The 22,380-nt window shown below is 72.8% G+C and carries 21 protein-coding genes; 8 read left to right on the top strand and 13 right to left on the bottom strand.

The window, feature by feature from the left end; all coding sequences use genetic code 11:
- Positions 1 to 2: 2 nt before the first annotated feature.
- The 6 genes from ABIB53_RS04645 to ABIB53_RS04620 all read right to left on the bottom strand — a co-directional run bounded on the left by ABIB53_RS04645 (position 3) and on the right by ABIB53_RS04620 (position 8,019).
- Complete coding sequence (locus tag ABIB53_RS04645; protein WP_354587282.1) at positions 3 to 488, bottom strand: cupin domain-containing protein; 486 nt, start codon at positions 486 to 488, stop codon at positions 3 to 5.
- A 154-nt stretch (positions 489 to 642) separates the two neighbouring features.
- Positions 643 to 1,683, bottom strand: a complete 1,041-nt coding sequence (locus ABIB53_RS04640; RefSeq protein WP_354587281.1) for an NAD(P)-dependent alcohol dehydrogenase — start codon at positions 1,681 to 1,683, stop codon at positions 643 to 645.
- 47 nt (positions 1,684 to 1,730) lie between these two features.
- The gene (locus ABIB53_RS04635) at positions 1,731 to 2,186 is read right to left on the bottom strand and encodes a MerR family transcriptional regulator (protein ID WP_354587280.1); all 456 of its coding nucleotides are present in this window, start codon (positions 2,184 to 2,186) and stop codon (positions 1,731 to 1,733) included.
- Between the two features lie 92 nt (positions 2,187 to 2,278).
- Positions 2,279 to 2,668, bottom strand: coding sequence for a DUF1304 domain-containing protein (locus ABIB53_RS04630; protein ID WP_191563904.1), 390 nt, complete (start codon positions 2,666 to 2,668; stop codon positions 2,279 to 2,281).
- Positions 2,669 to 2,772: 104 nt separating this feature from the next.
- Positions 2,773 to 6,354, bottom strand: a complete 3,582-nt coding sequence (locus ABIB53_RS04625) for a TM0106 family RecB-like putative nuclease (RefSeq protein WP_354587279.1) — start codon at positions 6,352 to 6,354, stop codon at positions 2,773 to 2,775.
- Positions 6,355 to 6,384: 30 nt separating this feature from the next.
- Positions 6,385 to 8,019: a dolichyl-phosphate-mannose--protein mannosyltransferase gene (locus tag ABIB53_RS04620; RefSeq protein ID WP_354587278.1), complete on the bottom strand. Its 1,635-nt coding sequence runs from the start codon at positions 8,017 to 8,019 to the stop codon at positions 6,385 to 6,387.
- Between the two features lie 28 nt (positions 8,020 to 8,047).
- On the opposite strand from ABIB53_RS04620, the gene rsmI reads away from it, so the two are divergent.
- On the top strand, positions 8,048 to 8,872 hold the full coding sequence (rsmI, locus tag ABIB53_RS04615) for a 16S rRNA (cytidine(1402)-2'-O)-methyltransferase (protein WP_354587277.1): 825 nt from the start codon (positions 8,048 to 8,050) through the stop codon (positions 8,870 to 8,872).
- Here rsmI and ABIB53_RS04610 read toward each other — a convergent pair.
- Positions 8,848 to 9,315: a VOC family protein gene (locus ABIB53_RS04610; protein WP_354587276.1), complete on the bottom strand. Its 468-nt coding sequence runs from the start codon at positions 9,313 to 9,315 to the stop codon at positions 8,848 to 8,850. The two genes, rsmI and ABIB53_RS04610, sit on opposite strands and share 25 nt — an antisense overlap.
- A 198-nt stretch (positions 9,316 to 9,513) precedes the next feature.
- Here ABIB53_RS04610 and ABIB53_RS04605 point away from each other — a divergent pair, with 198 nt between their 5' ends.
- Genes ABIB53_RS04605 through ABIB53_RS04580 form a run of 6 tightly spaced genes read left to right on the top strand, consistent with a single transcriptional unit; the run spans position 9,514 to position 14,649 of the window.
- Positions 9,514 to 10,323: a histidine phosphatase family protein gene (locus ABIB53_RS04605; protein ID WP_354587275.1), complete on the top strand. Its 810-nt coding sequence runs from the start codon at positions 9,514 to 9,516 to the stop codon at positions 10,321 to 10,323.
- Entirely contained in the window at positions 10,320 to 10,931 is a 612-nt protein-coding gene (locus ABIB53_RS04600; protein WP_354587273.1) for a TlpA family protein disulfide reductase, read from the top strand. The genes ABIB53_RS04605 and ABIB53_RS04600 overlap by 4 nt, the downstream gene beginning before the upstream one ends.
- A gap of 7 nt (positions 10,932 to 10,938) precedes the next feature.
- Complete coding sequence (locus ABIB53_RS04595; protein ID WP_068276782.1) at positions 10,939 to 11,679, top strand: cytochrome c biogenesis CcdA family protein; 741 nt, start codon at positions 10,939 to 10,941, stop codon at positions 11,677 to 11,679.
- The gene (resB, locus tag ABIB53_RS04590) at positions 11,676 to 13,316 is read left to right on the top strand and encodes a cytochrome c biogenesis protein ResB (protein ID WP_354587272.1); all 1,641 of its coding nucleotides are present in this window, start codon (positions 11,676 to 11,678) and stop codon (positions 13,314 to 13,316) included. The genes ABIB53_RS04595 and resB overlap by 4 nt, the downstream gene beginning before the upstream one ends.
- Positions 13,313 to 14,350, top strand: a complete 1,038-nt coding sequence (ccsB, locus tag ABIB53_RS04585) for a c-type cytochrome biogenesis protein CcsB (protein WP_354587271.1) — start codon at positions 13,313 to 13,315, stop codon at positions 14,348 to 14,350. The genes resB and ccsB overlap by 4 nt, the downstream gene beginning before the upstream one ends.
- Positions 14,350 to 14,649 carry a DUF4229 domain-containing protein gene (locus ABIB53_RS04580; protein WP_191563896.1) on the top strand — a complete coding sequence of 100 codons (300 nt, stop codon included), beginning with the start codon at positions 14,350 to 14,352 and terminating at the stop codon, positions 14,647 to 14,649. Before ccsB ends, ABIB53_RS04580 begins: the two co-directional genes overlap by 1 nt.
- 355 nt (positions 14,650 to 15,004) lie before the next feature.
- On the opposite strand, the gene ABIB53_RS04575 is transcribed toward ABIB53_RS04580, so the two are convergent.
- The 3 genes from ABIB53_RS04575 to menE are packed head-to-tail and all read right to left on the bottom strand — an operon-like array spanning position 15,005 to position 18,363.
- Positions 15,005 to 16,252, bottom strand: a complete 1,248-nt coding sequence (locus tag ABIB53_RS04575) for a PQQ-dependent sugar dehydrogenase (RefSeq protein WP_354587270.1) — start codon at positions 16,250 to 16,252, stop codon at positions 15,005 to 15,007.
- 18 nt (positions 16,253 to 16,270) lie between these two features.
- Positions 16,271 to 17,140, bottom strand: coding sequence for a 1,4-dihydroxy-2-naphthoate polyprenyltransferase (locus ABIB53_RS04570; RefSeq protein WP_123092314.1), 870 nt, complete (start codon positions 17,138 to 17,140; stop codon positions 16,271 to 16,273).
- A 38-nt stretch (positions 17,141 to 17,178) separates the two neighbouring features.
- Positions 17,179 to 18,363 carry an o-succinylbenzoate--CoA ligase gene (menE, locus tag ABIB53_RS04565; RefSeq protein ID WP_354587268.1) on the bottom strand — a complete coding sequence of 395 codons (1,185 nt, stop codon included), beginning with the start codon at positions 18,361 to 18,363 and terminating at the stop codon, positions 17,179 to 17,181.
- Positions 18,364 to 18,478: 115 nt separating this feature from the next.
- On the opposite strand from menE, the gene ABIB53_RS04560 reads away from it, so the two are divergent.
- Positions 18,479 to 18,919, top strand: a complete 441-nt coding sequence (locus tag ABIB53_RS04560) for a DoxX family protein (RefSeq protein WP_354587267.1) — start codon at positions 18,479 to 18,481, stop codon at positions 18,917 to 18,919.
- Between the two features lie 65 nt (positions 18,920 to 18,984).
- On the opposite strand, the gene ABIB53_RS04555 is transcribed toward ABIB53_RS04560, so the two are convergent.
- From ABIB53_RS04555 to ABIB53_RS04545, 3 genes are all read right to left on the bottom strand, one after another.
- Entirely contained in the window at positions 18,985 to 20,397 is a 1,413-nt protein-coding gene (locus tag ABIB53_RS04555) for a GntP family permease (RefSeq protein ID WP_123092312.1), read from the bottom strand.
- A gap of 67 nt (positions 20,398 to 20,464) precedes the next feature.
- Complete coding sequence (locus ABIB53_RS04550; protein ID WP_354587266.1) at positions 20,465 to 21,046, bottom strand: TMEM165/GDT1 family protein; 582 nt, start codon at positions 21,044 to 21,046, stop codon at positions 20,465 to 20,467.
- Positions 21,047 to 21,331: 285 nt separating this feature from the next.
- Complete coding sequence (locus ABIB53_RS04545; RefSeq protein ID WP_068276810.1) at positions 21,332 to 22,279, bottom strand: 1,4-dihydroxy-2-naphthoyl-CoA synthase; 948 nt, start codon at positions 22,277 to 22,279, stop codon at positions 21,332 to 21,334.
- Positions 22,280 to 22,380 lie beyond the last annotated feature (101 nt).

The raw sequence follows: 22,380 nt of genomic DNA, 5'->3' as shown, positions 1-22,380 counted from the left end.
GCTCAGACCCAGAAGGTGTCGTGCCGGTCCATGAAGTCGGCGCGCTCCTGATCGCTCATCGGCTCGCCCCGCGCGAGGGTCTCGAAGTAGTCCTCGCGCGGGCCGCCGGGCGCGAACATGAGGAGCATCGAGGCCGGCCCCACCCCACGGAAGCCGTGGATGCCCCCTTCGGGCACGTAGAGGAAGTCACCCGGCCGGGCGGTCACCCATGCCCGCCCGTCGTAGAGGCGCACCTCGCCCGAGAGCACGTAGAACTGCTCGGAGATCGAGCGGTGGAAGTGCGGGTCGGGCCCGGACTCCTTCTCGCCGAAGGTCCACCGGTAGAGCCCGAAGCGGTGATCTGTCTGGTCGCCGGTGGCGAGGTACTCGCACGTCCCGCCGTTGCCGTAGCTGATCTCCGGCGGGGTGCTCGAGCGTCGCAGCCACGCGCTCGCCTCGCCCTCGGCTGCCTCGTAGGTGGGCGGCGGGTAGGGGCGCGGGAGCGACATCGGCTCGACCTCTCTGTCGGGATGTCGATGTCTACCGCTGACGTCACGCCTGCACAAGGGGAGCCGGTGGCGGTGGGGAGGGACACCCCTTCGTCCCCGACGCAGACCAGCGCCCCGCCCGACAGGTGTCGGACGGGGCGCTCGGGGGCCTGGGTCAGGCGAGGGTCTTCGCGTCGATGACGAAGCGGTAGCGCACGTCCGAGGCGAGGACGCGCTCGTAGGCCTCGTTGACCTTCGCGGCCTCGATGACCTCGATCTCGGAGCCGATGTTGTGCTCGGCGCAGAAGTCGAGCATCTCCTGGGTCAGGGCGATGCCGCCGATCATCGAGCCGGCGAAGGAGCGACGGCCGCCGATGAGCGAGAAGACGTTGACCTCGAGAGGCTCCGGCGGGGCGCCGACGTTGACCATCGTGCCGTCGACGGCGAGCAGGCCGAGGTAGGAGTCGATGGCGATCTTCGCGCTCACCGTGTTGATGATGAGGTCGAAGCGGCCGGCGAGGTCCTCGAAGGCCGTCTTGTCGGAGGTCGCGTAGTACTCGTCGGCGCCGAGACGCAGGCCGTCCTCCTGCTTCTTCAGCGACTGCGAGAGCACGGTGACGTGCGCGCCGAGGGCGTGCGCGATCTTCACGGCCATGTGGCCGAGACCGCCGAGGCCGACGACGGCGACCTTCGAGCCGGGGCCGACGCCCCACTTGCGCAGCGGCGCGTAGGTGGTGATGCCGGCGCACAGCAGCGGGGTAGCGGCGGCGGGGTCGAGGCCCTCGGGCACGCGCAGGACGAAGTCGGCGTCGACGACGACGTGGGTGGAGTAGCCACCCTGGGTGATCGTGCCGTCGCGGTCGGTCGCCCCGTACGTGGCGACGTTGCCCTCGACGCAGTACTGCTCGTCGCCGTTGGTGCAGTTCTCGCAGCGGCCGCAGGAGTTGACCATGCAGCCGACGCCGACACGGTCGCCGACTGCGTGGGTGCTCACGTCGGAGCCGACCTCGCGGACGATGCCGACGATCTCGTGGCCCGGCACGAGCGGGAAGGCCTGCGGGCCCCAGTCACCGTTGACCGTGTGGATGTCGGAGTGGCAGATGCCGGCGTACTCGATGTCGATGAGCACGTCGTTCGCGCCGACCTCACGGCGCTCGACGGTCGTGGGGACGAGCGGCTCGCCGGCGGCGGGCGCGGCGTAGGCGTTGACCTGCATGGGTGTGTCCTCGGTTCTCGGGGTGGGGATGGGGGTGACGAAGGGGGTCAGGACCGGCCGACGGTCTTGAGGTCGTCGGCGAGAGCCCTGGCCCGGGTCGAGAGCTCTGCGGCCCGGGCGTCGTCGCCCGCCTGGACCGCACGCCAGTAGTCGACCTTGAGGGCGACGTAGCGCTGGCGAATGGCGATGGCCTCCGCCTCGCGGACGAGACGCTGCTGCTGCTCGGCGAGCAGCTCGGCCTGCTCCGCGGCTGCGGAGGGGCCGAGGCGCCCGTTGGCGACGTAGGTCTTCATGTCCGCGACGGACAGACCCGTCGCCGCGAGGCAGGCGACCCAGGTGAGCTGGTCGAGGTCGGCGTCGTCGTAGACCCGATGACCGCTGCTCTCGCCGCGGCGCACGGGGTCGATGACGCCGATGGACTCGTAGTACCGCAAGGTGCTGGCGGGCAGACCGGTGAGGGCCGCCGCCTCCTTGATCGTGTACTCGCGCTCGGTCGTGCTCACGAATGACGACGCTAAGAACTTCGAGTACTTGAAGTCAAAGCGCTCGACGGGGCTGTCCAGGGTCGCTCAGAGGGCGTCCTCCGGGCTACGGGTCAGGCGAGCTGGGCGACGACGATCGCCAGGATCGCGAGGAAGGGCGGCAGGAGCTGCTTGAGAGCGGCGGAGGTCTTCGAGCGGTCCGAGAGCATGAGCACCAGACCGGCGGCGACCATCGAGCCGGTGCCGACGAGCACGAGGGTCAGGCCGACGGCGCGCTGGTCGGCGACGACGAGCACGATGCCCAGAGCGATCTCGATGGCGAGGAAGAGGTTGTAGAAGCCCTGGTTGTAGGCCAGCGGCTTGGTGATCTCGGCGACCTGCGGGCTCTCGATGCCGAAGGTGCGTCGCGCTGCCTCACCGGTCCACTGCAGGGACTCGAGGACGAAGATGTAGACGTGGATGAGGGCGGCGACCGCCGCGAGCACGAGTCCGATGGCGAGCACGGGGCATCCCTTCGTCGACGGCCCGGCCGGCCCGGGTCCGCTCGAAGCGTCCCACGACCGTCGGCGGACCGCTCCCGGACGCGCGGGCGGCCGGAGCCCTGCGCTCAGACGGCGAGCGCTCGGCGGCTGCCGGCCTGCACGAGACCCATGAAGGCACCGAGCGAGCGGAGCTCGCCGGGGGTGCGCGGCGCGGCGTCGATCAGGCGCGGCGACAGCACGACGTACGCGGCGTGCTGCCCGCGCGAGATCGCGACGTTGAGGCGGTGCCGGTCGAGCACGAAGCGCAGGCCGCGGCTCACGTCGTGCGCTGACGACGCCGCCATCGACAGCACCGCGACCGGGGCCTCCTGGCCTTGGAACTTGTCGACCGTCCCGACCTCGACCTCGGCCATGCCGGCCGTCTCGAGGGCGCCGCGCAGGGTGCGCACCTGGTGGTTGTAGGGCGTGACGACGATGACGTCGCGCGCGGTGAGCGCACGGGTGCCGTGCTCGTCGGTCCAGGCCCGCCCGGCGAGGGAGCGGACGAGGTCGACGACCGCCGCGGCCTCCTCGGGCGAGCTCGTGCGGCGCGCGAGGTGGTCGACCTCGACGACGTGGAGACCGGGCTCCACGCCCTCGAGCGAGCGGGCCGTCGTCACCGCCTCGTGGGAGCCGAGCTGGTCGTCGTAGGCGAGCCGCGAGACGTGCTCGGTGAGCTCGGGATGCATCCGCCAGGTCGTCGCGAGGAAGTACCCGTGCTCAGCGGGGATCGTCGCGCGGTCGCCGAGGAGCCAGCCCAGGGCGGAGCGGTCGACCGGCTCGGGGTGCGAGCCCTGGCTGACCTGACCGAGCTGCTGCGGGTCGCCGAGGAGCAGCAGCCGCGCACCGGCTGCCGAGCACGCGATGGTCGGCGCGAGCGCGAACTGCCCGGCCTCGTCGACGACGACGAGGTCGAGCTGGCCGCGCTCGACGCGCTTGATGTTCGTGAGGTCCCACGTCGTCCCGCCGATGACGTAGCCCCGCCCGGCGGCTGCGTGAGCGGCGGCGAAGGCCGCGTGCCCGTCCTTGGGCAGCGCGGTGTGGCTCGGCTCCTCGCCCTGGGCGGCCCTGCCCCCCTGCGCAGCCTTGCCCACCTGGTCGCGGGGCACCCCCGCGGCGACGACGCAGCCGAGCAGGTGCTCGACCGCGGCATGGCTCTGGGCGACGACCCCGACGCGCCATCCGTGCTCGAGCACGAGGTCGCGCACGACGCGGCTGCCGACGTAGGTCTTGCCGGTGCCGGGAGGCCCCTGGACGGCGAGGTAGGAGTCGTCCATCGCGAGCAGGGCGTCGCGGATGTCGGTGATCGGGGTGCCGCCGGCGGGCAGGGCCGAGCCGGCGCGCAGACGCGGCGGGCGCCGCAGCAGCAGGTCGAGGGCCGAGCGCCCGAGGGTCGGCGTCGTCGTGTCGTCACCCGCGCCCGTCCCGACGCCGCCGGCGGCGAGCACGCCCTGGCCCACCTCGGCGATCGCCGCGGCGATGGTGGCCGTGCCGGGAGGCGCGGACGGGCCGAGACCGATCGGCAGGTCGTCGTAGGGGTCGGCGTCCTTGGGCAGGACCTCGACGAGGACGAGCTCGAGGAGCACCTCGCCGGTCTCGGGGTCGACCCGCTCGTCCTGGGCGAGCACCGTCATGTCGCGACACCCGTGCGGCAGGTCCTCCCTGGCGAGGCACTCGGGACGGTCCGGCCCGTAGACGGCGAGGACCTTGCTGCCGACCCCGGCGCGCATGCCGCTGCCCTCGCCGAGCACGCGGACCGTGCGCCGCGGGTTGCCGCTCGTGCCCTGGGCCCAGCCGGTGACCGTCTCGGCCTCGCGGACGACGACGACGTCGGTCCCACGTGCCCACTGCTCCGGCGGGGACTCGAGCCGGTCGAAGTGGCCCCACCAGTAGGGCTTGTCCTCGCGGCGGTGGTACTGGACGGCGGCCGAGAGCATGGCGACGGCCTGCTGCTGCGGCGTGCGCTGCTCGGGCGGGGTGTCGCCGGCGAGCTCGCGGAGCGCGACCTCGAGCGGGTTGACGGGCTGGACCGCGGTGTCCGGGTCGGGCTTCGCACGCCCGGGCTGGGGCTCGACGCGGTGCTCCCGCGCCTGCCGGAGCAGCCAGTCGCGCAGCCGCAGGGTCGAGAGGCAGTCGTACTCGTTGTACTGGCGGATGTCCTCGAGCCGGCTCGCGGCGAGCGCGGTGTCGCCGTCGCGCACGGCCTGGGTGTAGCGGTGGTACTCGACGATCGAGTCCGCACCCCCGGTCACGCCCTCGCGGTCGCGGTCCTCGCCGCGCTCCATGTAGAGCGGCTCGAGACGCTTGATCGAGTAGGACGAGGAGCCGACCCGCACCGCGGCCCGCACGACCGGGTAGAGGTCGACGAGCACCCCGTCGGCGAGCAGACCGTCGACGACCTCCTGGCCGACGGCGTGCCGGGCGGACAGACGCAGCAGGGCTGCCCGCTCGTAGTCGGCGTAGTGGTAGACGTGGAGCTCCGGCCAGGTCCGGCGACGCTCCTGCAGCCAGTCGAGGAAGTCGAGCAGCGCCTGGCGCTCGCTGACGCGGTCGTGGGCCCAGAAGCCGCGGTAGCGCTCGACCCCGTCCTCGACCCACAGGCACCCGAAGAGGTACTCGAGCCCCCAGTCGCCCGACCCGGGGACGTGCCACATCGGGTCGCCCTCGAAGTCGAAGAAGACATCGCCGGCGCTCTCCGGGCGCAGGGCGGCCAGGCCCTGCGGGTGGTGCACCGCGAAGGGGAGGTCGCCCCCTTCGGCCGCCGCCCGCTGCAGCCGCGCCTGCTCGCGCAGGGCGTCGAGACGGTCGGGTCGCATGCCCGGCACGACGGTGCCCACGGGCAGGTCGGCGAGGTCGGCGACGGTGCGCACGCCGGCCGCGAGGAGCTGGCCGTGCTGCTCGACGTGGACCCCGGCGACGAGGAGCACGTCGTCGCGGGCCTCGAGCTCGGCGGTGCAGTGCTCGCAGCGCAGGCAGGCCTCCCACCGCTCGTCGCCCCACCGCACCGGGCCGTCGTCGCGCAGGTGGGCGCCGACGACGTCCGCGAGTCGCTCGCGCCGTGCACGGACGACGGGGAGCAGGTCGGCGAGCCGGGTGTCGCTCACCTCGTCGTCGCCGAGGACGAGCCGGACGAAGGGGGTCAGCCGCACCCCGTCGAGCGCGGCGACGGCCGCGCCGAGGACCTCGGCGTAGGCGCCGGTCTGGAGCAGGGCGGTGACGGACTCGCTGCGGGCGAGCTTCGCGTCGACGACGACCCAGGACCCGTCGTCCTCACGGACGAGGAAGTCGGCGAAGCCGAGGAAGTCGCCGTCGTAGACGCAGGCCTGGTGGATGACGCGCACGGCGGGGTCGGCCATGAGCTGGAGGGTCTGCTGCATCCCGGCGGCGTAGCCGGCGGGGGTGCGCTCGGGGGCGGTCGCACCCCGCACCGCGCCGGGGTGGGCCCGGCTCAGCGCGGCGAGGTGGCGCTGCTCGTGGGCGGTGCCGAGCTCGGCCGCTCGCTCGATGATCGGGTCGACCTCGTGGGAGACCTCGGGGGAGCGGCCGGCGCGCACGTCGAGCTCGGCGAGCAGGGCGTGCTCGCAGGCCGTCGCGGCGCGCAGGTCCGAGGCCGAGAGCACGACGTGCGGGGCGTCGGTGCCGGTGGCGTCACGGTCGATGAGGAGCATGCCGCCAGGCTACGAGCGAGGTCTGACACCTCAGACCCAGCTGGGGAACCACATCCGCCACTGCCAGTGCTCGTAGGGGATGACCTGGGCGGTCCACACCGGCCAGTAGAAGGCGAAGTTCGCGAGCACCAGCAGGGCGTAGGCGCCGACGAGGGCGTACCCGACCTGCCGGCGCCGCTCGCTCGCCCCGGCGGGCGGCACGAGCATCGCGAGCAGGTAGACGACCGCGAGCACGACGAAGGGCTCGAAGGAGATCGTGTAGAAGGTGAAGATCGTGCGGTGCTGGATGAAGAACCACGGCAGCCAGCCCCCGACGAAGCCCGCGAGGATCGCGCCGGCCCGCCAGTCCCTGCGCATCGCCCAGGCGACGACGAGCACGAGGAGCGCGGCGGTCGCGACCCACCAGATCGAGATGGAGCCGAGTGAGGTGATCGCCTTCGAGCACTTCTCGACCTCGCAGCCGATGTCTCCCGCCCCCTTCGACTCGTAGAAGAAGGAGGTGGGGCGCGACTGCACCATCCACGACCACGGGTTGCTCTCGTACGTGTGCGGCGAGGTGAGGCCGTTGTGGAAGGTGAGGATCTCGTGGTGGTAGTGCAGGAGGGAGCGCAGCGACTCCGGCAGCCAGGTCACGCCCTGGCCGGGGTTGTCGGCCGCCCAGTGCCGCCCGTAGCTGACGTCGCTGCGGAACCACCCGACGAAGCTCGCGAGGTAGGTCGCGAGGACGACGAGCGTCATCGAGACGCCGGCGAGCACGCCGTCCTTGAGCACCCCGCCGGCCATCCAGTGCCGCACGCCGACGGTGCGGCGGGCGCCGATGTCCCAGAAGAGCGTCATGAGGCCGAAGGCGGCGAAGACGTACAGGCCCGACCACTTCGTGCCGGTCGCCAGGCCGAGCATGACCGCCGCGACGAGGCGCCACGGGCGCCACCACAGCATCGGGCCGAGCCGCCACCGGGTGCCCGGTGGGGCGGAGGCGACGACGCGCGCGAGTCTCTCGCGGTACCAGTCACGGTCGAGCAGCAGCGCCCCGAAGGCCGCGAGCACGAAGAACATGAGGACGATGTCGAGCAGCGCGGTGCGGCTGTGGACGAAGTGGTGCCCCTCGAAGGCGGTGAGGAAGGCCGCCGCCGTCCCGAGGAAGCTGCTTGCGAAGAGGCGCCGCGCGATCCGTCCGATCATGACGATCGAGATGGTGCCGAGCAGGGCGACTGAGAAGCGCCAGCCCCACGAGCTCGTCGACCCGAAGATCCACTCGCCGAAGGCGATGACCCACTTGCCCACCGGCGGGTGGACGACCATGTCGCCCTCGGTCGAGCGGAAGACGTCGAGCGTGCCGGCAGTGAAGAGCGGGTCGACGACGTCGCCCTCGCCCTTCCAGCGCATCTCGGTGCCGTACTGCAGCATCGAGACGCCCTGCTTGACGTAGTACGTCTCGTCGAAGACGAGCTGGTGGGGACGGTCGAGCCGCCAGAAGCGCAGGATGCCGCCGAGGACGGCGAAGGTCAGCGGCCCCCACCAGCCGAGCAGCCGCTCGCGGCGCGAGTCCCAGGTGGGCAGCCGGCCGAGCAGCCGGGTGCGCAGGTCCTGCAGGCGGGCCGCGTCAGGCCCGGGTCGACCCGCGGAGGAGGCGCGTCGACCCGCGACAGAGCCGACGCGATCCATGGGCCGCATCGTAGGCGAGACTGCTGCTATGCCCCTGATCCTCGCTGCGACCCCGATCGGCGACCCGCGCGACGCCGCGCCCCGTCTCGCCGAGGAGCTCGCGGGTGCCGATGTCGTCGCCGCGGAGGACACCCGCCGGCTGCGCCGTCTGTGCGCCGCCCTCGACGTCACCCCGCGCGGCCGGGTCGTCAGCTATCACGAGCACAACGAGGCGTCGCGGACCCAGGACCTGCTCGACGCGGTGGCGAAGGGGGAGCGCGTCGTCCTCGTCACGGACGCGGGCATGCCCTCGGTCTCCGACCCCGGATATCGAGTCGTCGCGGCGTGCGCCGCCGCCGACCTGCCGGTCACCTGCGTCCCCGGGCCGAGCGCGGTCCTCATGGCGCTCGCCGTGTCGGGGCTGCCGGTCGACCGCTTCTGCTTCGAGGGCTTCCTCCCGCGCAAGGAGGGCGAGCGGCGCCGCACGCTCTCCGAGCTGCAGACCGAACGCCGCACGATGGTCTTCTTCGAGGCGCCCCACCGGCTCGCCGCGACCCTGACGACGATGGCCGAGGTGCTCGGGGCGGACCGCCCGGCCGCCGTCTGCCGCGAGCTGACGAAGACCTACGAGGAGGTGCGACGGGGTGGCCTCGCCGACCTCGCGCAGTGGGCGGTCGATGGCGCCCGCGGCGAGATCACCGTCGTCGTCCAGGGCGTCGACCCCGCGGCGGTGGCGGCGACGATCGAGGACGGCGCAGCCCGGGTCGCCGAGCTCGTCGCCCAGGGGGTGCGCCGCAAGGAGGCCGCCGCCCAGGTCGCCTCCGAGACCGGTCTGAGCAAGAAGGCCCTCTACGACTCGACCCTCGGCGCCTGAGGCGGGTCCCCCTTCGTGAGGTCCTGGGCGAGCATGACGATGATGCCGCTCGGGCCGCGGAGGTAGGTGAGCCGGAAGGCGTCCTCGTAGGTCGCGACACCGCGCAGCGGGTGGCACCCGTGCCGGGCCGCGACCGCCAGGGACTCGTCGATGTCGTCGACGGTGAATGCGACGCGGTGCATGCCGATCTCGTGCGGCTGCGTCGGCCCGGTCTCGACCGGCTCGGGATAGATGTGCTCGAAGAGCTCGAGCCGCCCGTGGCCGTCGGGCGTCTGGAGCATCGCGATCCGGGCGTGGTTGCCGTCGAGGCCAACCGCGGTGTCGGCCCACTCGCCGCTCACCTCGTCGCGCCCGAGCAGGATCAGACCGAGGTCGGTGAAGAAGGCGATCGCCTCCTCGAGGTCCCGGACGGCGATCCCGACGTTCTCCAGCGCGATGGGCATGTGACCCACGCTACTGAGCCTGGCGTGCCCCGAAGGGGTCGAAGGTTCGGTGCTCAGCAAGACTTTCGTCGGGTTCGCCCGAGTTCCTTACTCCTGCAAAGGCGGGGTTTATCGGGTGACCCGAGAAACCTGGGGCGGGTGAGACGTCGGACCCGGGGGCTCACCGAGCACCCAGGTGCGCCTGCGACAATCCAGGTCATGACCACGCCGCAGGACCCCCGGCCGGCCGGGGGCGCCCCCTTCGACGACCCGGAGGCGACCCCGGAGTCCGGGACCGACGTCCCCGTCCTGCGCGAGAGCGAGCAGGCCGCCGAGCAGGCCGCCGCCGAGGCGGCCGCCGGTGTCGCCGCCGCGCACCGCACCGGCACCGGTGGCACCGAGCGCACCGTCGTCCACCTCCTGCGCCACGGCGAGGTCTTCAACCCGCAGAAGATCCTCTACGGACGCCTGCCGGACTTCCACCTCTCCGAGCTCGGCCACGAGATGGCCCGCGTCGTCGCCGACCACCTCGCGGACGCCGACATCGGCCTCGTCGTGCACTCCCCGCTCGTGCGCACCGCGGAGACCGCCGCGCCGACCCTCGAGCGCCACGGCCTCACGGCGGTCGTCGACCCCCGGGTCATCGAGGCCGGCAACAAGTTCGAGGGACGCCGCTTCCGCAAGCGTCTGCTCCTCGACCCGCGCCGCTGGTGGTGGATGCGCGACCCCACGAAGCCGACCTGGGGCGAGTCCTACAAGGCGATCGCGAAGCGGATGACCGAGGCCATCGAGGACGCGCGTGACCACGCCCGCGGCCGCGAGGTGCTCGTCGTCAGCCACCAGCTGCCGATCTGGACCATCCGCAGCGCGATGCGCGGCGAACGCCTGTGGCACGACCCGCGACGCCGCGAGTGCAACCTCGCCTCGCTGACGACCCTCACCTACGTCGGTGACGAGCTGGAGTCCGTCGAGTACTCCGAGCCCGCCGCCCACCTCTACGTCCACGCCGAGAAGCTGCCCGGAGCATGATGTCCCGCACGACCCGCCGCCTCACCGCGGCCCTGGCCGCCGGCGCCCTCGCCGTGGGCCTGGGCGCCTGCTCCGACGCCGACTCGGTGGCCGAGCAGGCCAAGGCCAACCCCGACGCGGGCTACATCGCCGGCGACGGCTCGATCGTCGTGCGCGCCGAGGACCAGCGCAAGGAGCCCGTCGAGCTCGAGGGCGACACCCTCGACGGCAAGCCCTTCGCCATGGCCGACCACCGCGGCAAGGTCGTCGTCGTCAACCTCTGGGCGAGCTGGTGCGGGCCGTGCGAGCGCGAGGCACCGCACCTCGTCGCCGTCGCCGAGCGCTACAAGAAGGCGAACAAGCCCGTCCAGATGGTCGGCATCGACTACCGCGAGCCCTCCGTCGAGACGGGCCGGGCTCAGGCCGAGGTCTGGGGCTTCACCTGGCCGTCGGTCTTCGACAAGAGCGGCCGCTCCTCCATCGACATGCAGGGAGTGCTGTCGACCCAGCCCTCGACCGCAGTCCTCGACCGCGAGGGCCGCGTCGCGGCCGTGGTCCAGGGGGTCGTCACCGAGTCGACCCTCATCGGTCTCGTCGACGACGTCCTCGCCGAGGGCGCGAAGGGGTGACCCCGGCATGAATCCGTCCGGCGCCGTCGAGAGCGGCGCGCTCCCGCTCGCCGCGCTCGTCGCGGCGCTCGCCGGGCTCGTCTCCTTCGCCAGCCCGTGCGTGCTCCCGCTCGTGCCCGGCTACCTCGGCTACGTCACGGGCCTGTCCGACGTCTCCCTCGAGCGGCGCTCCACCCGCCGGATGATGCTCGGCGCGGTCCTCTTCGTCGCCGGCTTCACCGTCGTCTTCGTGCTCACCGCGATGTTCGTCGCGACCGCGGGTCGCGCGCTCGTCGAGAACCGCGAGCTGCTCACCCGCATCGGCGGGGTGGTCGTCATCGTCATGGCGCTCGTCTTCCTCGGCGCGGGCAGCCAGCGCACCGTGCGCCTGCCGATCAAGCCGGCCACGGGCCTGGCCGGCGCCCCGCTCCTCGGCGCGATCTTCGGTCTCGGGTGGGCGCCCTGCGTCGGGCCGACCCTGGCCGCCGTGCTCACCCTCTCGCTGACCGGCGACGCGGGCACCAGCCGCGCCGTCGTCCTCGCCATCGCCTACTGCGTCGGGCTCGGGCTCCCCTTCGTCCTCGTCGCCGGCGCCTACGAGCGCTGGGGCTCGGTCTCCGCGTGGCTGCGACCGCGGCTGCGCGCCATCCAGGTCGTCGGCGGGCTGCTGCTGCTCGCCGTCGGTGTCCTGCTCGTCACCGGCTGGTGGACGACGATCACCGTGTGGCTCCAGTCCCGGTGGATCAGTGGCTTCGAGGTGATCCTGTGACGACGACCGACCCCACGACCCGCGGCGCGAAGAAGACGCCCGGGCAGCCCGTCACCCAGCCCCGGCTGGGACCGGTCGGCTGGGCCCGATGGGCCTGGCGGCAGCTGACGAGCATGAAGACCGCGCTCTTCCTGCTCCTCTTGCTCGCCATCGGCGCCGTGCCCGGCTCGATGTTCCCGCAGCGCTCGCTCGACCCGTCGCAGACCGCGGCGTGGATCCAGCGCCACCCCGATGCAGGGCCGGTCCTCGACCGCTTCTACGCCTTCGACGTGTACTCCTCGCCGTGGTTCTCGGCGATCTACCTGCTCCTCTTCACCTCGCTCGTCGGCTGCATCGTGCCGCGCACGCTCACCCTCGCCCGGCAGCTGCGCGGCCGCCCGCCGCGCACCCCGCGGCGGCTCGAGCGGCTCGACGCCCACGACGCGCTCGTCGTGCGCGACGAGGACGTGCCCGCCGCGCTCGACGCGGCCGCGAGCGCCCTTCGCCGCCGTCGCTACCGCGTGGCCCGGCACGACGACCAGACGATCTCGGCGGAGTCCGGGTACGTCAAGGAGATCGGCAACCTCGCCTTCCACGGCTCCCTGCTCACCCTCATCGTCGGGCTGGCGATCGGTCACCTCTACGGCTGGCGCGCCGACATCGTCGTGCCCGAGGGCGAGTCCTTCGTCAGCACGGTGACCCGCTACGACACCTGGGCCCCGGGCCCGCTCGTCGACGAGTCCTCGCTCACCCCCTTCGAGCTCACCGTCGACACGATGTCGGCGCGCTTCGAGGAGGACCACCAGAGCCAGATCGGCATGCCGCGCGCCTTCTCGGCCGAGGTGACCTACGCCGACCGGCTCGGCGGGGCGACGAAGAAGGACACCGTCCAGGTCAACCACCCGCTCGAGCTCGACGAGTCGACGGTCTTCCTCCTCGGCAACGGCTACGCGCCCGTCGTCACGGTCAAGGACGACGCCGGCAGGGTCATCTACCGGGGCGCGACGCCCTTCCTCGCGCAGGACGGCAGCTATCGCTCGACCGGTGCGATCAAGGTCGGCGCGGCCCAGCCTGAGCAGCTCGGCTTCGTCGGGCTCTTCCTGCCGACCGCGGTCGTCGACGACACGAACGGCCCGATCTCGATCTTCCCCGACCTGCGCAACCCGGCGCTCGCGATGAGCCTCTACGAGGGCGAGCTCTTCCCGCAGGGCGGGGCGCAGTCGGTCTTCAGCATCGACACCGAGGCGATGACGCCGGTCGCGCCCGACGACGACAGCGAGGACATCGCGCGGCTGTGGCTGCAGCCCGGCGAGACCGCCCAGCTGCCCGGCGACCGCGGCTCGATCACCTTCGACCGGGTGGACCGCTTCGCGGGCTTCGCCGTGCGGCACGACCCCGGCAAGGGGCTCGTGCTCGGCAGCTCGGTCGTCGCGCTGCTCGGTCTCATCACCTCGCTCACGCTGCGGCGCCGCCGCGTCTTCGCGCGGGTCGTGCCCGCCGGTGACGGGCGCAGCGTGCTCCATCTCGGCGCGATGACGAAGGGGGACGACGACCGGCTGGCCCGGGTCGTCTCCGACCTGGCCGACCAGCTCGGCAGCAGCTTCGACGACGAGGGTGACCGCACCCCGGCGTCGGTGGGAGAATCGAGGACGTCATGACGAACGAAGTGCTGGCCACCTACGCCAACTACGCGCTGTACTCGGCCGTCGGGGTGCTGTCCCTGGCGATGATCGCGTACGCCGTCTACCTCGCCGGGGCGGTCCCCGCCTCCGAGCGCGAGGCCGAGGTCCTCGACGCCGACGAGCAGGCCGCCGCCGAGCGGGCGCGTGCGCGCGCCGAGCGCGTCGCCGCGGTCTCCGGCGGGTCGGTCGCGACGAGCCCGGTGACCGGGCCCGTGGGTGCGGGCGAAGGGACCACGGTCGACGACCCCGCGGCTCCCGTGGGCGACCCGGAGCGGGCCCGCAAGGGTGCCGGCATCGGCGGCACCCTGTCCTACCTCGGCACCGCCCTGCTCCTCGTCTCGCTCGTGCTGCGCGGCATGTCCGTCGACCGGGCGCCGCTGGGCAACCTCTTCGAGTTCTCCGTCGCCGGCGCCTTCTTCGCGATGCTCGTCTACTGCATCGGCCCGCTGCGTCGGGGTATGCACTGGCTGGGGCTCTTCGTCCTCGCCCCGGTGACGCTGCTGCTGTGGCTCGCCGGCACGATCTGGTACACCGAGGCCGCCGAGCTCGTCCCGAGCCTCGACTCGTACTGGCTCGTCATCCACGTCTCCATCGCGACCCTCGCGACCGGCCTGTCCATCGTCGGCGCCGTGCTCGCCGCGCTCTACCTCGTGCGCGACAAGGCCGGCCCCGGCTCCTTCTGGACCAAGCTGCCGGCCGCCGCGCGGCTCGAGCGCCTGTCCTACGGCATGCACGTCGTCGCCTTCCCGATGTGGACCTTCACCCTCATCGCCGGCGCGATCTGGGCCCGCCAGGCGTGGAGCTCGTACTGGAACTGGGACCCCAAGGAGGTGTGGACCTTCGTCATCTGGATCGTCTACGCCGCCTACCTGCACGCCCGGGTGACGAAGGGGTCGAACCGCCGCACCGCCGCGTGGATCGCGCTCGCCGGCTTCGCCTGCATCGTCATCAACTACACGATCGTCAACTTCTACTTCATCGGTCAGCACAGCTACGCGGGCACCAGCTGATGGTCCGCTACACCCTGCTGCGCGCGCTCGTCTTCCTCGCCTGCCTGGCCGCCCTGTGGCTGGCCGGGCTGCGCGACCGCTCCGAGCAGCCCTGGCTCGTCGTCGGCGCCGCCCTGCTGTCGATGGTCGTGAGCTTCTTCGTCCTGCGCCCCTTCCGCGAGGACGCGGTGCGCTCCATCGAGGCCCGTCGGGCCGCGAAGGAGACGGGCGAAGGGGAGCCCCGCCCCACCCGCTCCCGCCGCCGACCCGCGGTGAGCGACGAGGACGCCGAGGACGCCGACAGCGACACCTTCCGCTGATCCCCCTTCGGACGAGCTTCTGCATGCAGCAGCTCGTCGCGCTTACCGCAGTACGTGCTGCTGCTGACGCGTCCAGGTGCTGCTGAGTCCCGCGCCGCCGGTCTCCCCTTCGCCCGAGCACACTCGTGGTCCGCGGGGGGCCGCGAAACCCATCCATGGCCGGGAAACCCGTCCTTCGCCGGGATGCCCGCCGGCGACCGAGACACGTCCCGGTCCTGCCCGGGTTTCCCGGCCCGTGTCGATCAAGCCGGGCATGAGAGCCCCGCATGCCCTGCGACCCGCTCTCGGGCGTCATGGGGGCGGGGGTCTCGCGGCTCGGGCGCTGAGCGCCCGTCGCACCTCGACCAGCGAGCCCTCAGGACTCCGGGGTGATGCGCAGGACCTTGTCGTCCTCTCCGTTGCTCGTCGTCACGTACAGCGCGCCGTCGGGGGCGGTGCGCGCGGCTCGAAGTCTCCCGAAGTCGTCGACGAGGTCCTGCGGGATCTCGACCTCGTCGACCGAGCCGTCGTCGCCGATGCTCAGCAGGAGCAGCTTCGCGCCCCGCAGCGCGGTGATCGCGAGCAGGCCCTCGCGCTCGCCCCACTGCTCGCCCTCGAGGAAGGCGGCGCCGCAGATCGCCTCGGTCGTCTCGCCCGAGCTCCATGCGGCGGCGACGGCGTCGGGGTAGCGCTCGGTGTCGGTCATCGGCACGGACTCGTCGTAGGTGTCGACGGAGCCGCCCTGCGCCGGGTCCCACCCGAAGTTCGCCCCCGCCTCGATGCGGTTGACCTCGTCGTCGAAGGACGGCCCGTGCTCCGCCGTCCAGATCTCCTCGGTGCCGGGCCGCTGCGCGACGCCCTGCACGTTGCGGTGCCCGTAGGAGTAGACGTAGCGCTCGGCCTCGTCGGCGGCGTCGGCGAAGGGGTTGCCCTGCGCCGGCTCGCCCGTCGCCGGGTCGAGCCGAAGGATCTTGCCGCCGAGGTTCGTGCGGTCCTGGGGGGCCGCGGGGTCGGCGGTGTCGCCCGTCCCGACGTAGAGCAGGCCGTCCTCGCCCATGGTCGGGCGGCAGCCGGAGTGGCGCCCGCCGTCGGCCACCGGGAGCCCGGTGAGCAGGTCGCGGTCACGGGTCGCGCGCGAGTTCTCGACGTCGACGGTGAGCTCGACGAGGCGGACGTCGACCGGCTCGCCGTCCTCGGCGTGCGCGAGGCAGGCGACGAGCTTCGGCTGGTCCCAGCCCTGCGCGGGCTCGGGCAGCAGGGCCAGGCCCATGAGGCCCCCTTCGCCCTGCGCGTAGACGTCGTCGAGCGGCGCGGAGATCGCGACCGGCTCGGTGCCCGGCTCGAGGCTCGGCAGATAGCTCAGCTCGCCGGAGCGCTGGGTGACGACCGCGCCCCCGTCGGGCAGGAAGGCGATGTCCCACGGGTTGGCCAGGCCCTCGGCGACGACGTCGACCTGCAGACCTCCGCCGCCCCCTTCGGACCCCGACCCGCCCGAGCCCGACGAGGCAGTCGGGACGGTCGTCGAGCCCGACCCGCCCCGCGACGGCGTGTCCGAGGAGCAGCCCGCGAGGCCGGCGGAGGCGAGCAGGGCGGCGGCGGCCAGGGCGGCGGGGCGAGGGGACATGCCCCTAGCCTGCCGTCCTCAGCGCGCCAGCGGGTAGGCGAGCAGCACCGACCACGCGAGGAGCGCGAGCCCGGTCGTGCCGATGGCGGGCACGAGCGCGCGGCCCGTCGCCCCGCCGGTGATCGCCCGGATGCCGGGCAGCAGGACGAGGAAGCCGAGCAGCGCGACCGGCGCGAAGACGTGCCAGATCGCCATCGCCAGCGTGCAGACCGCCGCGACCCCGACGAGGGCGAGGTAGAGCACGCGGGTGCCGTCGTCGCCGAGGCGCACGGCGAGCGTGCGCTTGCCCGACTCGATGTCGGTGGGGATGTCGCGCAGGTTGTTCGCCACGAGGATCGCGCTCGACAGCGAGCCCGCCGCGACGGCGCCGAGCACCCCGACGACGGTGATCTCGTGGGCCTGCGTGTACTGCGTGCCGAGCGTGGCCATGAGCCCGAAGAAGACGAAGACGTAGATCTCGCCGAGCCCGCGGTACCCGTACGGGTTGTCGCCCCCGGTGTACCGCCACGCGGCGAGGATCGCGAGCGCGCCGAGCGGGATGAGGACCCACGTCTGGGCGAGCGCCACGAGCGCCAGCCCGGCCAGCGCCCCGCAGCCGAAGAAGGCGAAGGCCATGAGCTTGACGTTCTCCGGGTCCGCCAGGCGTTGCCCGACGAGCCGCACCGGCCCGACCCGCTCCTCGTCCGTGCCGCGGATCCCGTCGCTGTAGTCGTTGGCGTAGTTGACGCCGATCTGCAGGCTGAGCGCGACGACGAGCGCGAGGACGGCCAGCGCGAGGTCGCTCTCGCCGATGGCGGCAGCGGCCGCCGTGCCGACGATCACGGGGGCGGTGGCGGCGGGCAGGGTGCGCGGGCGGGCGCCAGCGACCCACTGTGCGAGGGAGGCCATCGAGCTCGATTCAGCGAAGGGGAGTGTGCCTCCCCATCCTACGAAGGCCCCGGGGCACCGCCGAGCAGGTCCCTCGCCGCGGCGCGGTCGGGCTTGCCCGGTCCGCGGGTGGGCAGCTCGGCGACGACGCGCACCCGGTGGGGCAGCGCGGGCGCGGGCAGGTGGGGGCGCAGCATCTCGCGGATCTGCCCGACCCCCTCGTGCGGCACCTCGCCGACCGGCGGGCCTCCGGGCGAGGTGACGACGAGGAGGGCCACCCCTTCGCCCCACCGCTCGTGCGGCACGCCGACCGCGAGGGCGGCGGTGACCGCCGGGACGTGCGCGAGGACGCCCTCCTCGACGACGCGCGGGGCGACCTTGAGGCCGCCGGAGTTGATGAGGTCGTCGGCGCGACCGAGCACGCTGACGACGCCGCGCTCGTCGACCGAGCCGAGGTCGCTCGTGACGAACCACCGCATGCCGTCGCGCTGGACGAAGTGCTCGGCGGTGAGCTCGGGCATCCCGAGGTAGCCGTGGGCGACGACCGGCCCGCCGAGCAGGAGCGTGCCGCTCGGGCCGACGTCGACGGCGACCCCGCGGAGGGCACGCCCGTCGTAGACGCAGCCGCCGCACGTCTCGCTCATGCCGTAGGTGAGCACGACGCGCACCCCGTCCTCGCGGGCCCGGGCGACGACCTGGGGGTCGGCGGCGGCCCCACCGACGAGCACGGCGTCGAGCCGGCGCAGCCCTTCGATGCCGACCGGGTCGGTGGCCATGGCCGTCAGCTGGGCAGGGACGAGCGAGGCGTAGCGACGCTCGCCGCTCATCGCGGCGACGGCCTGGACGAGGGCGAAGGGGGTGAGTGCCGGGTCCGTGAGGACGGGCCGCGTGCCGGCGTGGACGGAGCGCAGGAGGACCTGCAGACCGGCGACGTGGTGCGGGGGGAGGGCGAGGAGCCACTGGCCGGGCCCGCCGAGCCGGTCGTGGGTGGCGGCGGCGCTCGCGGCGAGGGCCTGGGTCCCGAGCATCGCGGGCTTCGGGGTGCCGGTGGAGCCCGACGTGCTCACGACGACGGCGAGGTCCTCGGGGAGGGGGCCGTCGTGCGCGGGGAGCGGCGCCGGGGGCGCGTCGGGGGCGTGCGGCCGGACGGGGGACCCGCCGGCGAGGGCGCGCTCGAGCGCGGGCAACGCCTCGAGGGCCCCGTCCCCGGGAGGGATCGGCAGGTCGGTGATCGCGGTGGGCACCGGTCCATCCTGGCCGACGGCGGCCCAGGCCCAGCACGTGGACCGTCCAGGGGATGCTCAGGTGGGGGTGCGACGGCCTCGGTTGTCCTTACAACTGACAAGAAGGAGCGTCTCCATGAACCGCGTCCTGCTCGACCCCGCGCTGCTCGTCCTGCGCGCCGTCCTCGGCGTGACGATGTTCGCCCACGGCTGGCAGAAGCTCACCGGCCCCGGCCTCGAGGGTGTCGGCGGCATGTTCGACCAGATGGGTGTGCCGCTGGCGCAGGTCGCCGGCCCGGCGACGATGCTCGTCGAGCTCGTCGGCGGGGTGCTGCTCGTCCTCGGCCTGGCCACCCGGGTGGCTGCCGCCGCGGTCGTCGTCGTGAGCGTCGGCGCCATCGCGATCGTCCACTGGTCGGCCGGCTTCTACGCCGCCGACGGAGGGTACGAGCTCGTCCTCGTGCTCGCCGCCATGGCGCTCACCCTCGTCCTCACCGGACCGGGCGGATGGTCGCTCGACGCCCCCTTCGCCCGTCGTCGCTCCCCGGAGCGGGCCCGGGAGATGGTCTCGGCCTGACCGGCACGACGACGCCCCCTGCTCCGGATGGGGAGCAGGGGGCGTCGGTGCGTCCGGGGCGGTCCTTACAGGACGAGGCCGAGGACGAGGACGACCGGCAACGAGACGACCGCGCCGAGCGATGTCGCCATCGTCAGGGTCTTCAGCGCCCCCTTCGTCGACAGGCCGAGCAGCGACTTGAACATCCAGAAGAAGTTGCTGTTGACGTGCAGCGCGAACATCGCGCCCGAGGCGATCGCCAGGGCGATGACCACCGGGTCGACCCCGGTGCTCGCGACGACCGGGCCGATGATGCCGGCCGCCGTGATCGCGCCGACCGACACCGAGCCGATGGCGAAGTGGAGCACCGCGGCGACGAACCACGCGAGCAGGATGCTCACGAGGGCCGGGGCGCCGGAGTCGGCGGAGAAGAGCTCCTTGAGCGTGTCGCCGAGGCCGGTCTCGGTGATGATCGCGCCGAGCGAGCCGCCGATGCCGGTGATGAGCAGGATCTCTCCGGTGGTGCGGAAGCCGGAGGACAGCGCCTCGCCGGTGCTGTCGGTGCCCAGGGCCCAGCGGGCGAGGACGAAGGCGATGACGAGCCCGATGAAGAGGGCGATGTTCGCGTCGCCGAGGAAGGCGATGACGCCGTTGGAGAACTCGAGCAGGTCCGCGAAGGCGCCGAAGGCGATGAGGACGAGGGGGACGAGGATCGGCAGGAGCCGGACCCCGAGCGGCAGCCCGGCGGCACGGGCGGGGATGGCGTGCTCGTCGCCCTCGGCGCTCGCCGCCTGACGGTCGTCCACCGTGCGGCTGGTGAGGAACTCCTCGTGCCGCGGGTGGTCCGGGTGCTCCAGCTCGTCCTCGTCGATGTCGGTGTAGGGGTCCCAATAGCGGGTGCGCGTCAGCAGCTGGCGGAAGAGCCACGCGGTGACGAGCGCCGTGAGGATGCCCAGCGGCAGGCCGAAGACGAGGTAGCGGCCCAGCGGCAGCTTGAGCAGGCCGGCGACGGCGACCGCGGCGAGGCCGGGGACGACGAAGACGTAGCCGGCGAAGATGCCGATGCCGATCGACCCGGCGAGCCAGGGCAGGCCCTTCGTCCGGTCGACGACGGGGGCGGCCTGGCGCGCCATCGGCGAGGCGAGGACGACCTGAACGTCGACGTAGATGCTCGGGAAGATCGTCGACAGCACGCCCGCCATGGCGTACGGCAGCTTGCCGCCGACCCGGCGCGCGATGATCTCGACGAGGGTGCGGAAGGTGCCGGTCGCCGAGAGCAACGACCCGATGAGGACGCCGAAGCCGATGAGCAGTCCGACCTCGGCCATGATCTCGCCGAAGCCCCCGGTGATGCCGGCGACCGTCCCCTCGAGCCCGACCCCGGCCGCGAGGCCGAGGTAGAGCGAGGACAGCACCAGCGAGATCACCGGGTCGACCTTGAATCGGATGATGAGGAGGATCGCCAGCGCGATGGCGATGGCTGCGTGCAGGACGTCCATCCGTGCAGCCTAGAGGGGCGTGACCGCGATCACGCGGCGGCACCCGCGGCGACGGGGCGGGCCGGGCTCACCCGATCCAGCCCAGGCCCTCGGCGATGAGGATCGCGCCGAAGAGGAAGAAGAGGACGGCCGCGCCGATCTTGATGGTGCGCTCGGGCAGCTTGCGGCCGAGGACCGCGCCGACGCCGATGGCCAGGGCGTCCGCCGCGACCATGCCGAGGGTCGAGCCGACCCACGTGCCGAACCAGCCGTGCTGGGTGGCCAGGGTGATCGTCGCGAGCATCGTCTTGTCGCCGAGCTCGGCGAGGAAGAAGGCCATGCCGACGGCAAGGATCGCCGCGCCCTTGGCCTTGCGGGCCTTCGCGGCCTCCTCGTCGGTGAGCTCGTCACCGCGCAGGGTCCACAGGCCGAAGATCACGAAGGCGATGCCGGCGATGATCGCGATCCAGTCCTGGTAGTCGGCGAAAGCGGTGCCGACCCAGAAGCCGATGGCGACGGAGGCGAGGTGGACGACCGCCGTCGCGGCGGTGATGGCGAGGATGACGTCGCGGGCGCGGTAGCGGGTGGCGAAGGTCATCGCCATGAGCTGGGACTTGTCACCGAGCTCGGCGACGAAGATCACCGCGGTGGAGAGGAGGAAGGCGTACACGGGGGAAGGACCTGTCTGGCTCAGGTGCCCGGACGACCGGCTCGGGGGAGGACGGCTCGACCAGGCACGGTGGCGGCGCGCACCCGGGGCGGGCGCACGACTCGTGCTGGTCGAAAGTCTCGTCCGCCACGGTGACCCGTGGCCTGCCGTGCCGGTCGCTCAGCGGTGAGGCTGGGCGGCAGTGTGTCGACACGACCGTTGAGGACTACTCCCTCTCGATGGCTCCCAGTGTAGACGGGACGACAGACAGCCCCGACCGACCGTCTCGCTCGGTGGTCCTTCGGCTCAGAAGTACCAGGGGAAGGGCGACCAGTCGGGCTCGCGCTTCTGCAGGAACTGGTCGCGACCCTCGACGGCCTCGTCGGTCATGTACGCCAGGCGCGTCGTCTCGCCGGCGAAGACCTGCTGACCCATGAGCCCGTCGTCGGGCAGGTTGAAGGCGAACTTGAGCATCCGGATCGCCTGCGGGCTCTTGCCCATGATCGTCCGGGCGACGCCGAGCGCCTCGCGCTCGAGCTCGGCGTGGTCGTAGACGCGGTTGACCGCGCCCATCTCGTGCATCTCCTGCGCGGTGTACGCCTCACCGAGGAAGAAGACCTCGCGGGCCCGCTTCTGCCCGATCTGGCGCGCGAGGTAGGCGCTGCCGTAGCCGCCGTCGAAGGAGCCGACGTCGGCGTCGGTCTGCTTGAAGCGCGCGTGCTCGCGGCTGGCCAGGGTCATGTCGCACACGACGTGCAGCGAGTGCCCGCCGCCGGCGGCCCACCCGTTGACCAGCGCGATGACGACCTTCGGCATCGTGCGGATGAGGCGCTGCACCTCGAGGATGTGCAGGCGTCCCCCTTCGGCCTTGACCCGGCGCTCGTCGACGCTCTCGGCGCTCTCGCCGTCGGCGTACTGGTATCCCGACCGCCCGCGGATGCGCTGGTCGCCCCCGGTGCAGAAGGACCAGCCCTGCGTCGTCGAGCTGCTGCCCTCGCGCGGGGTGGGGCCGTTGCCGGTGAGCAGGACGACGCCGACGTCGGCGGAGCGGCGCGCGTGGTCGAGGGTGCGGTAGAGCTCGTCGACGGTGTGCGGGCGGAAGGCGTTGAGCACCTCGGGCCGGTCGAAGGCGATGCGCACGCACCCGAGGTCGCGGGCCCGGTGGTACGTGACGTCGGTGAGGTCCTCGAAGCCCTCGACCTCCTGCCACGCCTGCGGGTCGAAGGTCTGACTCACGCCGTCCAGTGCACTCACGGGGGTGAGCCTACGTGCGTCGTCCACACCCCCGGCGTCGCCTCGGCCCGCGTCCACACCCCCGGCGAAGGGGGTGCCGCCCCCTCCTCGTCCGCGGTGTC

The organism is Janibacter sp. UYMM211 (assembly GCF_040547045.1).
In the GTDB taxonomy this organism is placed as follows: Bacteria; Actinomycetota; Actinomycetes; order Actinomycetales; family Dermatophilaceae; genus Marihabitans; species Marihabitans melonis.
This window is presented reverse-complemented; position numbering and strand designations above follow the sequence as displayed.

What these genes read in the sequence shown, in the direction of transcription:
- ABIB53_RS04645 (WP_354587282.1), bottom strand. Translation starts at nt 488, where the DNA reads ATGTCGCTCCCGCGCCCCTACCCGCCGCCCACCTACGAGGCAGCCGAG.
- ABIB53_RS04640 (WP_354587281.1), bottom strand. Translation starts at nt 1,683, where the DNA reads ATGCAGGTCAACGCCTACGCCGCGCCCGCCGCCGGCGAGCCGCTCGTC.
- ABIB53_RS04625 (WP_354587279.1), bottom strand. Translation starts at nt 6,354, where the DNA reads ATGCTCCTCATCGACCGTGACGCCACCGGCACCGACGCCCCGCACGTC.
- ABIB53_RS04620 (WP_354587278.1), bottom strand. Translation starts at nt 8,019, where the DNA reads ATGGATCGCGTCGGCTCTGTCGCGGGTCGACGCGCCTCCTCCGCGGGT.
- rsmI (WP_354587277.1), top strand. Translation starts at nt 8,048, where the DNA reads ATGCCCCTGATCCTCGCTGCGACCCCGATCGGCGACCCGCGCGACGCC.
- ABIB53_RS04610 (WP_354587276.1), bottom strand. Translation starts at nt 9,315, where the DNA reads ATGCCCATCGCGCTGGAGAACGTCGGGATCGCCGTCCGGGACCTCGAG.
- ABIB53_RS04605 (WP_354587275.1), top strand. Translation starts at nt 9,514, where the DNA reads ATGACCACGCCGCAGGACCCCCGGCCGGCCGGGGGCGCCCCCTTCGAC.
- ABIB53_RS04600 (WP_354587273.1), top strand. Translation starts at nt 10,320, where the DNA reads ATGATGTCCCGCACGACCCGCCGCCTCACCGCGGCCCTGGCCGCCGGC.
- ABIB53_RS04595 (WP_068276782.1), top strand. Translation starts at nt 10,939, where the DNA reads ATGAATCCGTCCGGCGCCGTCGAGAGCGGCGCGCTCCCGCTCGCCGCG.
- ccsB (WP_354587271.1), top strand. Translation starts at nt 13,313, where the DNA reads ATGACGAACGAAGTGCTGGCCACCTACGCCAACTACGCGCTGTACTCG.
- ABIB53_RS04580 (WP_191563896.1), top strand. Translation starts at nt 14,350, where the DNA reads ATGGTCCGCTACACCCTGCTGCGCGCGCTCGTCTTCCTCGCCTGCCTG.
- ABIB53_RS04575 (WP_354587270.1), bottom strand. Translation starts at nt 16,252, where the DNA reads ATGTCCCCTCGCCCCGCCGCCCTGGCCGCCGCCGCCCTGCTCGCCTCC.
- ABIB53_RS04570 (WP_123092314.1), bottom strand. Translation starts at nt 17,140, where the DNA reads ATGGCCTCCCTCGCACAGTGGGTCGCTGGCGCCCGCCCGCGCACCCTG.
- ABIB53_RS04560 (WP_354587267.1), top strand. Translation starts at nt 18,479, where the DNA reads ATGAACCGCGTCCTGCTCGACCCCGCGCTGCTCGTCCTGCGCGCCGTC.
- ABIB53_RS04555 (WP_123092312.1), bottom strand. Translation starts at nt 20,397, where the DNA reads ATGGACGTCCTGCACGCAGCCATCGCCATCGCGCTGGCGATCCTCCTC.